We start from the raw sequence: 13,460 nt of genomic DNA on the forward strand, positions 1-13,460 counted from the left end.
AAGTTCCAGCGTTTATTTTTCTTTTAGAAAGATTTTTTTGATGATCAATTTATCAAATAATTGCGTTTGATTGTCTTGTTCCCCAATGACTTCAGCAGTCACCGATTTGCCGTCTTGTTTTTTGCGCAACTGATAAACAATCTTGCCTGTTTCTTTCAATTCGTTCACCATATCGACGACACCGCCAAAACCTGTTTTACGAGTGATGAAGCCTAACGCCACCATCCGCTCATCTAAATTTTTTGCCGAGATGCTGGCACCGGTGATCAGCGCTTGCCGCATGATTTGTAAGAATTCCTCTAGCCCTGCCACTGGCGGCTGTTCGGGTTCTTCTTCCATCAGCGGTCGCTGACGCAAATAATCTAATTCCTGCAATAACGTTTCATACTGCTCTTGTGTCAACATGACCCCCGCCACTTTTTCACGATTGAATACATATACTGCTGTTCCTGCTTCTCGCGCTTGATTAAATACATCCATCGGAGATTTTTTTACTTCAGTAATTGAAGTAGTGGGAACATCCAACTTCTTCAGTTCCATAATCAACGTCCTCCTTGTCTCAACGAACACATTATAGCATAAATCCAGAAGCAGATTATAGAGGTATTTCACTGCTCCTAGGAAAAGAAACAAAAAAGCGGCTAATCGCCGCTTTTTTCGATTGACAAGGTCATTGCATTGATGGCAACGATGATCGTACTCATAGACATCAAGACAGCTCCGACTGCTGGGTTCAAAATGATCCCGATTGGTGCGAGCACGCCAGCTGCCAAAGGAATAGCAAAAATATTGTATCCTGCGCCCCACCAGAGATTTTGAATCATCTTGCGCCGTGTTTTTTTCGCCAAAGTCAAGAAGTGCAAGATGTCTTGAGGTTCGCTATTCGTCAAAACGACATCGGCTGAATCGATCGCTACATCGGTACCCGCTCCGATCGCAATCCCGATCGTCGCTCTTGCAAGACTTGGGGCGTCATTGATCCCATCGCCTACCATTACGACGCGCTTGCCCTCTTTGACATAGTCACTGACTAGACGTTCTTTATCATCTGGTAACATTGCCGCATGGAAGGCTTCGATTCCTAGGTAATCGGCTACGGCTTGCGCCGCTGCTTGGTTGTCCCCAGTAGCCATAACTGGCGTGATGCCTAAGTCTTTCACTTTTTGAATAAATTGACTCGCTTCTGGTTTCACCTTATCCCCTAAGGCGACGATTCCTTCCACTTTGCCGTCATGAACCAAATAGCTGATGGTATTGCCCTGTTCTTGATAATTTTTCAAGGAGTTCCCTTGATATTGAATGGTTAATTGCTCCAATCCTTTTTGATTGACGATCAACCACTTCTGTCCATCGATCACACCTTCCAGACCAATACCCGTCCTTGTTTGAACATCAGTCGCCTTTTTGGCTGTAATGTTTTCCTTTTCTGCTTGGGCTAAAATGCCTTCTGCGATCGGATGATTGGCGGTTTTCTCAAGACCTGCTAGGTAAGCGAGTACTTCTGATGCAGAAAGGCTGCCTGTCGCCTCGATGCCAGTTACGGTAAACGTTCCTTCTGTTAACGTACCGGTCTTATCGAGGATCAGATAATCAACATGATGCGCATTCTCCAGTGCGTTGCGATTTTTTAAGAGCAAGCCATTTTTGGCAGCGATCGATGTTGAACGAGCCACGACGAGGGGAATCGCTAGGCCTAACGCATGGGGACAGGCAATGACGAATACCGTGACCATTCGATCAAGAGCAGTCGGTAGGTCAGCAACAAACAGCCACACAGCAAATGCCAAGACACCAGCAACTAACGCAATATAAAACAACCATTTTGCCACTTTGTCCGAAAGTGCTTCTAAGCGGGATTTATCAGCTTGGGCTTTTCGCACCATTTCCATGACTTTTGCTAAGTAACTGTCTTCCCCAGTCCCTGTGACTTCCATCGTGATGGTACCATTGCCGTTGACAGATCCTCCAATGACAGTACTGCCGATGGTTTTAGGTACCCGTCTGGATTCACCGGTAACTGCCGACTCATCGATCGTTGTTTCTCCTTCAAGGATCGTTCCGTCTGTAGGAATCTTATCTCCTGAGCGAACGATCAACTGTGTTTTGTTGGTCACTTCTTCTAATGGAATCTGTTCTTCTGATCCATCCGCATTTTTCCGAATCACTTCTTTTGGCAATAGTTCTGCTAATTTCTGTAATGCATTGCCAGCATTAGAAACTGCATTCATCTCGATCCAATGCCCCAACAACATGATCACGATCAAAGTCGCTAGTTCCCAGAAGAAATCCATTACATGAGGAACAGCAAGAAAATGATTGGCGATAAACGCGTAAAGACTATAGAAATAAGAAACCGTGATCCCCATAGCAATCAACGTCATCATGGCTGGGCTTTTTTGTTTCAATTCCATTTTCGCACCACTTAAAAACGGCTGCCCTCCATAGAAAAACAGGATCGTTCCTAAAAGCAATACGACCCAATCTGAGCCAGGAAACGTGAACTGAAAGGGCAATTCGATGCCCATCATTGGTGATAAAATGACGATTGGAATCGCCAAAACCAAGGATAGCCAAAACTTTTGCTTAAAATTTCCCATATGCATACTATGATCCATGCCACCCATTCCATGATCCATATGACTATGATTCATACCAGACATCTCATGATCCGTGTGACTATGTTCCATGCCAGACATCTCATGATCCATGTGACTATGTTCCATGCCAGACATCTCATGATTCATGTGACTATGGTTCATGCTAGAGATCTCATGGTCCGTGTGACTGTGATCCATGCCAGATATCTCATGGCCCTTGTGGCCGTGATCCATGCCAGATATCTCATGGCCCTTATGGCTATAGTCCATGCTGGACACTTCATGATCCATAGGACCATGGTTACTATCGGAGCTTTCATGCTCCTGCTGTTTTGATGTCGCCTTGTGATGATCCATCCCATTCATCTCATGGCTAGGCTCAGGGACTTCTGTCACTTGTGATTGCGCATGTTGCTCTTTTCCCTGTGTACCATTATCCCGCTCATTCAAAGCAGGTTCATGCCTATGATGGCTTGACGTCTGACTATTACTTGCGGAAGACGTTTTTTTCTGATTCATCCTAGTATTCCCCTTCCTATTTCACTGAATGTGCGTACAGTCTTGCTCCTTCATACAAAAGCTTCAAGCGGCTGGACACTTTTCATTTGTTTTGATTTTTCATTTTCACTTTAGCAATTCCATTGCTTACTCAAATACCCCTTGATAACCCGCTTCGGTGACCGCATTGACTAAGGCTGCTTCTGTCACTTGCGACTCGTCAAACTTGACTGTTCCGCGAGCTTTTTTCAAGTCCACTTTGGCTTTTTTCACACCCGGTACTTCACTAAGCGCTTTTTCAACTTTTGCGGCACAATGGGCACAATTCATTCCGCTGATTTGCATATTTTTTTTCATTACGATTCCTCATTTCTTTTAACAGTTCGTTGGCTACTTATTTTGTTGCATGGGTTTTGCATTGGCACTGACCAGGAATACAATTACATGAGATCGCTGCTACTGGCACTTTTTGGTCGACTGCTGCTTGGAGCATCGCCAAATCTTCTGCCGTCAATGCTGCTTCTTGGATCATTTCTGCTAATGTCTGCCCAACTTTTTTGGCACAAATATGAGAAAAAAGATTCTCAGCTGCGCTGCGAACGGTTGCTTCTTCGGAAACAAGCGGCGAATAAACAAATTTTTTCCCTTGGCTTTCTGTTTTCAATACGCCTTTTTTGACGAGTCGTCCTAAAAGCGTCTTGACCGTTGCTGCTTTCCAATTTTTATTTTCGCTCAATAAAGCGGTGATCTCTTTCGCGTCGGATTGTCCTAATGTCCAGATCACACGCATGACTTCCCATTCAGAATCGCTGATTTTGATTGGTTCGACCACAGATTGCATTTGTCCACTTCCTTTCATAAGTGATTCACATTTTTAAGTTTACATCTGTAATCGTATTTTGTCAAAAAAAAGCATCGCCAAACTTTCTGCGTTTTGACAATGCTTTTTTTCTATTTCATTAAAAATGATTTGGTTCCTATGCTTAAAAGTGGACCTGATACGTCGTCACAGAGTGGAAGGGTTCTTCTGGACGCAACACGATCTCACCAAAGTGGGTAAATTTCTCAGAACCAGGAACACCTTGTGTTTCGATCGCCATCCCGCCATGATTGGCAAAAGGACCAGTCTTCATTGATGCACCAGCTTCTCCCTCACCCGTTGTGTAAATAACAACGGCAGGACGGTCAGTAGTTACAGTCAGCTGCACTTTTTGATCGGGACTGGTTACTTTTAGATCCCACTCTTGAGTATGGTCTAATAAGAACGGATCATCCAACATCGTCGTTCCCATCGGGCGTTCTTGTCTAAAATCAAACTTTGTGCCTGCGACAGGCGTTTTTTCACCGGTCGTCGTCACATCGTCATTCGTTTCAGCCACATGTTCGGCATTGATTTGAACCAAGTGGTCATCGATCGGCTGTTGGGTATCACCTGTCAAATTGAAATAACCGTGGTTCGTTGGGTTAAATAAAGTCGCTTTGTCAGTGTTGGCATCATAAGCAAGCAATAGTTCATTGTCATTCGTCAACGTATAGGTGACTTGATAACGAACATTCCCAGGAAACCCGCCATCGCCATCTTGCCGTGTGGTAGTAAAAATCACCCCAGCTTTGTCTGCTTCTTCAAAGGTTTCAGTGATCCATGTATCAGTATCCAGCCCCTTTGAACCGCCATGAAGCGTATTGCCGCCATCATTGTCTTCCGTTTGGTATTCTTGTCCGTCGATCTCAAAGCGAGTACCTGCGATCCTTCCCGCCACAGGGCCGATCGTTGCGCCATAATAACGTGCTTGGCGATGTCCTTCGATCGTGTCATAACCGACCACAATGTCGCGACCTTCTTCTACTGGAACGACCCAATCCAATAAGCGTGCGCCTTCAGGACTTAGCCTTACGATGGTACCGCTATCATTGGAAAGCTCATAAATTGTTCCCATTCTTTCTGACGTCAGTTGTTTCACATTTGGCATTCGTTCATATCCTTCTTTCTTTGATTAGTCTGCTGCTCTTTTTAAGTATAGACGTTTAGGGCTAGATCCGTCAATTCAAGACGGAAGAATTCGACAGGAAATACTGTTTGTCTGACCATTTTCAAACAAACAAAAAGCGGCAAGCATCGCCAACGGATTGATCGAATCATCGACAGCTGATCGTAAGAGAACGCGCTAGAAGAAGCACTGACTCCTCCTGACCTTCAACGATCACTCGTATTCATCTCACCTGTTGGACACCTTTGCCGCAACTGTATCGTTTATTTTTTGTGTTTTGCTTGGTAATGTTTTCTCTTTCGTCGCTTTTCCTTGATTTGAGAAGCGCTAGCAGCTAAATCTTCGCTTTCCTCTTCTTGCTTGTCTTTTCTCTTTTCCGCTCGCGCCTTCAAGACTTTTTGCCTGAATCGACGGTTTCCAAGAAACTTCAGCGCGCACATGAGTGGTTGACGATTTTCTCCCACCAAACCAATCAACTCGATAAACAATTCGATGCCAAAACCTGTACTAATGATCAGCAAGATGATTGCGGTGTTACTGGCATAATTCATCAATAATGCAATAAATGAAAAAACCATCGCCAAGGCATAGATCGTCAAGACCGTGCCACGGTGGGTAAACCCTAATGAAAGTAAGCGATGATGCAAGTGCATCTTATCTGCTGAAGAGATCTTTTGTTTATTGAATTTTCTACGAATCATCGCATAGACGGTATCGGTAATGGGTACCCCTAAAATCAACATTGGGGTGATCACTGTAATGAAGGTCGCATTTTTTAAGCCTTGCAACGATAGGACGGAAATCATGAAACCTAGAAAAAGTGCCCCAGTATCGCCTAAAAAAATCGTGGCTGGATAAAAATTGTAAGGAAAGAAGCCTACGATCGCGGCAATCAATGTAAAAATCACCATCGGTACTTCAACGGAGTTTGGTAAAAAGAAGTAACTAATGATCCCAATCGTTGTCAGACTGATAATGGAGACCCCACTCGCTAGACCATCTAAACCGTCAATCAAGTTGACCGCATTCGTGATCGCCAAAATCCATAGGATCGTCATAGGTAAGCCTAACCAGCCCAAGTCAAAAACCCCGAGATAAGGGATCGAAACCGTGCTGATTTTGATGCCAGCAACAAAATAGATCTCCAAAGCCGCTAACGTCAAGCCTAGCGTTTTTTGCATAGGGGTCAACTCGAAGATATCATCCAATAATCCAGTAACTACGACGATGGCTGCCCCTAAAAGCATCGGCCAGACGTAGTCAAAAGGAATCATTGCGCGAAATTCCCAAAGCAATGCAAAAGAGAAGGAGAGGAAGATGCTTAATCCCCCTGCGGTCGGCATTGTTTTGGTGTTGATTCGGCGATCTCCTGGTCGATCGACTGCGCCGATCTTAAAAGAAATCAATTTAATGATCGGTGTTAGGATTAAAGACACGATCATTGTTATAAATAAGCGCATTACAAATTTGAATGCAAAATCCATCGTTTATTCTCGCTTTCCGTTATTTCTCTTTATTGGTAAATGTATCCTCGATTTTCGAAGAAATCCGCTGAACAGGATCTGTTCGTTCTTTGATCTCTTGTCCTGATACATACTCTTCTACCACTGCGTTGATGATTCCACCCAAGATAATAATCGTCGCAGCAAGATTCAACCAGATCATTAAAACAATAAAACTTCCAATAATTTGATAGCCAATGATTTTCGCAGCAAAGTAACGGGCGTATAAGCCAAACACTTGTGACAGCAACATCCAGCCAATCGTTGCAAAGATCGCCCCCGGCAAAGTCGAACGCAACTTGACCTTTGCATTCGGCACTAACCAATAGATCAGCATCATGATGAACAGCAAAGCAACGATCGTGACTGGCCATTTGACTGTTTGGAACGTATCGATCAGATTGTCTTGAAACTTAAAAATCGGCTGCAAAAAATCAAGAATGATTTTTCCAAGCCCAAATACCATCGTAACACCAACGATCGCAATCATAAAGAGCAGGATGATCACAAATGATACTGCGCGCACCACGATAAAATTGGAACGCTGGTCCACACCGAAGGCTTTGTTCATCGCAATTTGTAAGGCATTGATACTTTGACTCGCAGACCACAACGCCGCTAAAGCGGAGATCGACAACAGTCCGCCAGAGCTAGTGGTGAGGAGATTTTCGATTGCTGGTCCGATAAAATCATAGATTTGATTCGGGATCAATTCCTGTACATAAGATAAAACCGTGTTCGGATCAATTGATAAATAAGGCAAAAGATTCCCCAGCGCAATCATTAACGGGAAAAGTGAAAGCAATAAATAGTAGGCCACAACGACTGATGTAGTCCCCATTTCTGAATCGGTTATTCTATTTTGCGTTGTTTCAATGAAACGCATCAGCTTTTGATTGCTTTTTACTTTATCAACGATTTTCATGTTTCTTCCTCCGCCAGCGAATCATCTGCCTTTTTTTCTTTGTCATACGTAACAATCAGAAGTCTCCTACCGCCAAAATTTAGTAGGTGCCTTCTTCTCCTTGAGAAGTTAAAATTCTCGGACCATCTTTGGTGATCGCCAAACTATGTTCATATTGGCAGCTTAAACCGCCATCTAATGTATAGGCGGTCCAGCCATTAGGATCCATTTTCATTTTCCACGTCCCTGTATTGATCATAGGTTCGATGGTAATAACCATTCCTTCTTTTAAACGTAACCCTTTGCCGGCTTCTCCGTAGTGAGGGATCATCGGACTTTCATGGATCGTTGGGCCAATGCCGTGTCCTACGAAATCACGCACAACCCCGTACCCTTCTTTTTCCGCATACGTTTGAATGGCATGACCGATGTCACCGATTCGGTTGCCCACTTGCGCTTGTTCGATTCCTAGATACAACGCTTTTTTGGTTACTTCCATTAATCGATCAATCTCAGGCGTCGAGTTCCCTACGACATAACTCCAACAAGAATCAGAAATGGCACCTTTTAAATCAATACACATGTCGACTTTGATCAGATCGCCGTCTTTCAATGGTTTTTTTCGAGGAAACCCGTGGCAAATCTCATCATTGATACTGCAGCAAGTGGCATATTTGTAATCTTCAAAACCAATTTGGGCAGCGATGCCACCGTGGCTTTCAATATAATCTCTGACAAACACTTCGATATCCCAACTCGTGATACCTGGTTTGATGAAACTGCGTAATTGTTTGTGGACATCTGCTAACAGCGCGCCGGATTCGGCCATGCGGTCAATTTCTCTGGCAGATTTTAATGTAATCATGTTCTCGTCTCCCTTAATTAAATTCCTCTTATTTTACCATAGAAATCCCTTATTTTACAAAATTCACAGACATTGTAAAGAGTTTTTCAAGTTTTGTTTTCAAACTTTCGTGCATTTGCTATAATCTGTAAGAGAGTTTTCCTTGAGAATAGGAATGAGATTGGAGGAAAAAGCCCATGGCTTTAGCAAAAATCGTCTATGCAAGCATGACGGGGAATACGGAAGAAATTGCGGATATCGTTTCTGAAGCCCTTGAAAATCTTGACATGGAAGTAGAAATGAATGAGTGTACCCAAGTGGATGCAGATGACTTTGAAGATGCTGATATCTGTATCGTCGCAACGTATACATATGGAGACGGGGAACTACCGGATGAGATCGTCGATTTTTATGAAGATTTGCAAGAACTTGATTTAAGCGGCAAAATCTTTGGAGTCTGTGGCTCCGGCGATACTTTTTATGATGACTTTTGTAAATCCGTTGACGACTTTGAAGCCGCCTTTAGCAAAACTGGTGCGACAAAAGGAGCAGACAGCGTCAAAGTTGACTTGGCTGCAGAAGAAGACGATATTCAAAACTTAGAAGCCTTTGCCAATAAACTAGCAGAAGCATTCGCTGAATAAAACAAGAAAACCTCTGACAAAATCACTTGATTCTGCCGGAGGTTTATTGTTTGCTTAATGATAGCTGATATCGATGGGTGTTTCTCTTGCTAAAATATTATCGGTGGTTTCCGTCATCAGCTTAGCAATCTGATCTTCTGTCGGATGAATGATTCCCGAAGACATCAATGCCGCTAAGCCAGTAGCGACGATCCAGACACCGGTGTGCAAAGATTGTAATTTTACATCAGATAGATCTTGATATTTTGGTTCTTTTTTCACTGATTTCACAAAAAGGTCAAATGAAAACTGTTGCATGGAATCCCCACCACCATGCTCTTCTAAGTATAGCGCTCGGTATAATCGTTTTTCTTTATTTGCAAAGCCAATATAATTTAACGTTAAGTCAACGATGACATCTCCCCGTCTCTCAACTGGAAAGACTTCTGTCGCTAAGTAGTCGTAAATCTGATTGATCAATGCATTTTTTAAGTCATCCATATTTTTAAATTCTAAGTAGATCGGTTGCGTTGAACATTTCATCTTCGCTGCGATATTGCGTGCGGTAAAACGTGTAAATCCTTCGGTTGCGACAACTTCATAGGCAGCTTTTAAAATCTGGTCTCTAGTAATAGTTTTCTTTCTTGCCATAATTTTTTAATCTCCTTAATTCTGCTATACATCGCTTTCAGAAATACCTTTTACTTATTGTATCATGTTTTTTTAAGTTTGCAAAAAACTTTTAAAATTATTGCCCTTAGTGTTTCCAGTTTTTCAATTTGAAGACCACTGTTTTTTTGCTCACTTTTTCGTTTGTTTTCAAAAATACTTAGTGCTATCATGAAGACAGTTATAAATTTAGAATAAATGGAGGAATTTTAATGGTTTTACCAAACTTTAATCAGAACCTTGAAAAATATGCCCAACTGATCACTGAAGTTGGCGTAAATGTCCAAAAAGGGCACACAATCGTCATCCAAATCGCCGTGGACCAAGCACCTTTAGCTCGTCTATTAACGAAAAAAGCGTATGAATTAGGTGCGGACGAAGTAATCGTCCAATGGACCGACGATGAGATCCAAAAAGAATTTCTTACTCATGCGGCCGAAGATCGTTTGTCTACGATTCCTCAGCACAAAATAGATCAAACAGAAGATTGGGTTGAAAAAGGTGCGAGCCGCATCAGTGTCGTTTCTGCCAATCCCGATGCGTTAGCGGGCGTCGACTCAGACCGAGTGGCAACTTTCCAAGCTGCTTCTGGTAAAGCGATGATGAAATTACGTCAAGCAACACAAGCCAACAAAGTCAGCTGGACTGTGGTTGCGGCGGCTGGTCAAGATTGGGCCCAAAAAGTATTCCCTGACGCTTCCCCTGAAGAAGCACAAGACAAGCTTTGGGATCAAATTTTCAAAACGACACGTATCTATGAAGAAGATCCTGTCGCAGCTTGGAAAAAACACGATGAAACCTTGCAAGTTAAAGCTGAAGAATTGAACAAAGAACAATTCAGCGCATTACACTATACAGCACCGGGTACCGATTTGATCATCGGTTTGCCTAAAAATCACTTGTGGGAAGGTGCTGGCAGTTACAATACCCGCAATGAAAAATTCATGGCGAACATGCCAACAGAAGAAGTCTTTACTGCCCCAGATAATCGTCGCATCGATGGCTATATTTCAAGTACAAAACCATTGAGCTACGCAGGCACCATCATCTCTGGGATGAAGTTCACCTTCAAAGACGGCAAAGTCGTGGACTTTTCTGCAGAACAAGGCGAAGAAGTGTTAGGCAAACTGCTAGCAATCGATGAAGGAGCAAAATCTTTAGGTGAAGTCGCATTAGTTCCTGATCCTTCCCCTATCTCACAATCCGGCATCATCTTCTTCAATACGTTGTTTGATGAAAATGCCTCAAACCACTTGGCTTTAGGCTCCGCTTATGCCTTCAGCTTGCAAGGCGGCACTGAGATGAGTGAAGAAGAACTGGCAGCGGCTGGTTTGAATCGCAGCCAAACCCACGTAGATTTCATGGTTGGCTCTGACCAAATGTCCATCGATGGCATCAAAGAAGATGGCACCACGGTTCCTGTCTTCCGCAATGGTGACTGGGCTTAATAAAAAAAAGGCTGAGGTGGAGTTGCTCCCCTCGGCCTTCTTTTACATAGAATATTGGAAACCGGCGGCTTTTTTCGTAGTAATCAGCCGGCTTTTTTGATAAAATCTACTTTGATAGTCTTTGATAAGAGAGGATGGATCCGATGACACCAAATCGTGAAGATTATTTAAAGCTCATCTTAGAGCTTGGTGGTGACCAAAAGAAAATCAATAACAAACAAATCGTGTCAGGTCTGGACGTCTCAGCAGCTTCAGTAAGTGAAATGATTTCAAAATTATTAAAAGAAGGCTTAGTGGAACATTCACCTTATCAAGGGGTACAGTTGACTGAAACTGGTTTAGCTTCTGCAAGTACTCTGATCCGCAAGCATCGTTTATGGGAAGTCTTTCTTGTGGAGCACCTGCATTACTCATGGAATGAAGTTCATGATGACGCAGAAGTTTTAGAACACGTCACCTCGGAAACACTGGCGAGCCGCTTAGAAGCCTACCTTGATCATCCTCGGTATTGCCCACATGGCGGAATGATCCCTGAACAAGGAGAACTCATTCACGAAGGCGAAAAAAACACCATGAGTTCCTATCCGGTAGGAACAAAAATTCGTATCGCCCGTGTCCTTGACGAACGAGAACTGCTGGATTACCTCGTTTCGATCCAATTGAATATTCATGAAGAATACGAGATCGTCGATGCGGCAGCATACGAGGGTCCGATTACGATCAAAAATGACACAAAAGAAATTGCTGTCAGCTACAAAGCCGCCAGCACGATTTTTGTCGATAAACTGTAAGGAGTGAAGATGATGGAAAAAAAGGTCCTTTTTACGATTTTTGGCGGTACGGGCGACCTTGCCCAACGCAAACTATACCCTTCTTTGTTTCGGTTGTACAAAAAAGGCGATTTGAAAGAAGATTTTGCAGTCATTGGTACTGCTCGCCGTCCTTGGTCGGATGAACACTATCGTGAAGTAGTAATAGGTACGATCAAAGAATTGAGCGACTCACAAGAGCAAGCAGAGACATTCGCTTCTCATTTCTATTACCAATCACATGATGTAACAGATACGAGTCATTATGATTCATTGAAAGATTTAGCGGAAACCTTAGATCAAAAATACCATTTAGAAGGCAATCAAATTTTTTACTTAGCGATGTCTCCTAACTTCTTTGGGACGATCGTTTCTCACTTGAAATCCCAAGGGATGCTAGATACTGACGGCTACCATCGGGTGATCATCGAAAAACCATTTGGAAGCGACTATGACTCAGCAAAAGACTTGAATGAAGAGATCAATCAAGTCTTTACAGAACAAGAAATCTACCGGATCGATCATTATTTAGGAAAAGAAATGATCCAAAACATTTCTGCGATTCGTTTTGCCAATAACATTTTTGAGTCGATGTGGAACAATCGGTACATTGACAATGTTCAGATCAATATCGCAGAAAACTTAGGTGTTGAAGAACGCGGTGGTTATTATGATAAGAGCGGCGCCTTAAAAGATATGGTCCAAAACCATATTCTACAGATCCTTTCCTTATTAGCCATGGAGCCGCCAGTGGCTTTTTCTGAAAAAGAGTTACGGACAGAAAAAATCAAAGCCTTAAATGCGATCCGTATCTACTCCGAAGAAGAAGTGAAACAACACTTCGTTCGTGGTCAATACGATAAAGGACAATTAGAAGACAAGAAATTTGTTGGCTACCGTGAAGAAGCCAATGTCGATGAAAAATCGGCAACGGAAACCTTCGTTGCTGGGAAATTCTTGATCGATAACTTCCGCTGGTCCGGCGTACCATTTTATGTACGCACCGGGAAACGCTTGACGGAAAAAGGCACTCGCATCAACATTGTCTTTAAACAAGTCCCAGTCAATGTCTTTAAGCAAGACCTGAATGAACAAAAGCAAATCGAGAGTTTGGCACCGAATGTGCTGACGATCTACATTCAACCGACGGAAGGCTTCTCTCTTTCCTTGAACGGAAAAGAGATTGGCCAAGGGTTTGAAACATTGCCAGTGAAGCTCGATTACCGAAATAGTACTGAAATCGTCGAAAACACCCCTGAAGCCTACGAAAAATTGATTTTAGATGCTTTGAACGGGGATGGCACTAACTTTACCCACTGGGATGAAGTTGCCCAATCTTGGCGCATCGTTGATGTGATCCGTCACGCTTGGGACCAAGAAACACCTGATTTTCCAAACTATGCCGCAGGAACGATGGGACCCCAAGCTGCCTATGATCTCTTAGCTGCCGATGGGTTTGAATGGATCTGGCGTCCCGATGAATGGTATCGAGAACGGGATTTACTAAATGAAAAATAAGCAAATGGTCAATTGGATGAGGAAAAAACATCCAATTGGCCGTTTTTCTTTTTTCCCGTC

13 protein-coding genes are annotated in these 13,460 nt (G+C 43.1%); 4 read left to right on the plus strand and 9 right to left on the minus strand.

Annotated features, from left to right (window positions below; translation table 11 throughout):
• Window positions 1–12: 12 nt before the first annotated feature.
• The 8 genes from FJU10_RS08675 to map all read right to left on the minus strand — a co-directional run bounded on the left by FJU10_RS08675 (window position 13) and on the right by map (window position 8,354).
• Window positions 13–540 carry a type II toxin-antitoxin system Phd/YefM family antitoxin gene (locus FJU10_RS08675; RefSeq protein ID WP_005237249.1) on the minus strand — a complete coding sequence of 176 codons (528 nt, stop codon included), beginning with the start codon at window positions 538–540 and terminating at the stop codon, window positions 13–15.
• A 101-nt stretch (window positions 541–641) separates the two neighbouring features.
• Window positions 642–3,116, minus strand: coding sequence for a heavy metal translocating P-type ATPase (locus FJU10_RS08680; RefSeq protein WP_081118424.1), 2,475 nt, complete (start codon window positions 3,114–3,116; stop codon window positions 642–644).
• Between the two features lie 126 nt (window positions 3,117–3,242).
• Entirely contained in the window at window positions 3,243–3,452 is a 210-nt protein-coding gene (gene copZ / locus FJU10_RS08685) for a copper chaperone CopZ (RefSeq protein ID WP_081118423.1), read from the minus strand.
• 37 nt (window positions 3,453–3,489) lie between these two features.
• Window positions 3,490–3,936 (minus strand): CopY/TcrY family copper transport repressor, encoded by a 447-nt coding sequence (locus FJU10_RS08690; protein ID WP_008377382.1) that lies wholly within the window; start codon window positions 3,934–3,936, stop codon window positions 3,490–3,492.
• 142 nt (window positions 3,937–4,078) lie between these two features.
• Window positions 4,079–5,065: an aldose epimerase family protein gene (locus FJU10_RS08695; protein WP_015510146.1), complete on the minus strand. Its 987-nt coding sequence runs from the start codon at window positions 5,063–5,065 to the stop codon at window positions 4,079–4,081.
• Window positions 5,066–5,346: 281 nt separating this feature from the next.
• A complete protein-coding gene (locus FJU10_RS08700; protein ID WP_140965671.1) occupies window positions 5,347–6,567 on the minus strand; it encodes a glycosyltransferase family 4 protein in 1,221 nt (406 codons plus the stop codon).
• A gap of 19 nt (window positions 6,568–6,586) precedes the next feature.
• Window positions 6,587–7,510, minus strand: coding sequence for a YihY/virulence factor BrkB family protein (locus tag FJU10_RS08705; protein WP_005237256.1), 924 nt, complete (start codon window positions 7,508–7,510; stop codon window positions 6,587–6,589).
• A gap of 79 nt (window positions 7,511–7,589) precedes the next feature.
• Window positions 7,590–8,354, minus strand: coding sequence for a type I methionyl aminopeptidase (gene map / locus FJU10_RS08710; RefSeq protein WP_008377375.1), 765 nt, complete (start codon window positions 8,352–8,354; stop codon window positions 7,590–7,592).
• A 176-nt stretch (window positions 8,355–8,530) separates the two neighbouring features.
• Between map and FJU10_RS08715 the strand changes: the two genes are divergently transcribed.
• Complete coding sequence (locus FJU10_RS08715) at window positions 8,531–8,977, plus strand: flavodoxin (RefSeq protein WP_086293074.1); 447 nt, start codon at window positions 8,531–8,533, stop codon at window positions 8,975–8,977.
• Window positions 8,978–9,031: 54 nt separating this feature from the next.
• Here the strand turns inward: FJU10_RS08715 and FJU10_RS08720 are convergent, their stop codons facing one another.
• Window positions 9,032–9,607 (minus strand): TetR/AcrR family transcriptional regulator, encoded by a 576-nt coding sequence (locus FJU10_RS08720; RefSeq protein WP_005228861.1) that lies wholly within the window; start codon window positions 9,605–9,607, stop codon window positions 9,032–9,034.
• A 230-nt stretch (window positions 9,608–9,837) separates the two neighbouring features.
• Here FJU10_RS08720 and FJU10_RS08725 point away from each other — a divergent pair, with 230 nt between their 5' ends.
• The 3 genes from FJU10_RS08725 (at window position 9,838) to zwf (ending at window position 13,400) form a co-directional block, all read left to right on the plus strand.
• Window positions 9,838–11,073 (plus strand): aminopeptidase, encoded by a 1,236-nt coding sequence (locus FJU10_RS08725; RefSeq protein ID WP_140965672.1) that lies wholly within the window; start codon window positions 9,838–9,840, stop codon window positions 11,071–11,073.
• Between the two features lie 143 nt (window positions 11,074–11,216).
• Window positions 11,217–11,864: a metal-dependent transcriptional regulator gene (locus FJU10_RS08730; RefSeq protein ID WP_140965673.1), complete on the plus strand. Its 648-nt coding sequence runs from the start codon at window positions 11,217–11,219 to the stop codon at window positions 11,862–11,864.
• A gap of 9 nt (window positions 11,865–11,873) precedes the next feature.
• The gene (zwf, locus tag FJU10_RS08735; RefSeq protein ID WP_140965674.1) at window positions 11,874–13,400 is read left to right on the plus strand and encodes a glucose-6-phosphate dehydrogenase; all 1,527 of its coding nucleotides are present in this window, start codon (window positions 11,874–11,876) and stop codon (window positions 13,398–13,400) included.
• The last annotated feature ends 60 nt before the right edge of the window (window positions 13,401–13,460 follow it).

This window comes from Enterococcus sp. OL5, assembly GCF_006491895.1.
GTDB lineage: Bacteria > Bacillota > Bacilli > Lactobacillales > Enterococcaceae > Enterococcus_D > Enterococcus_D innesii.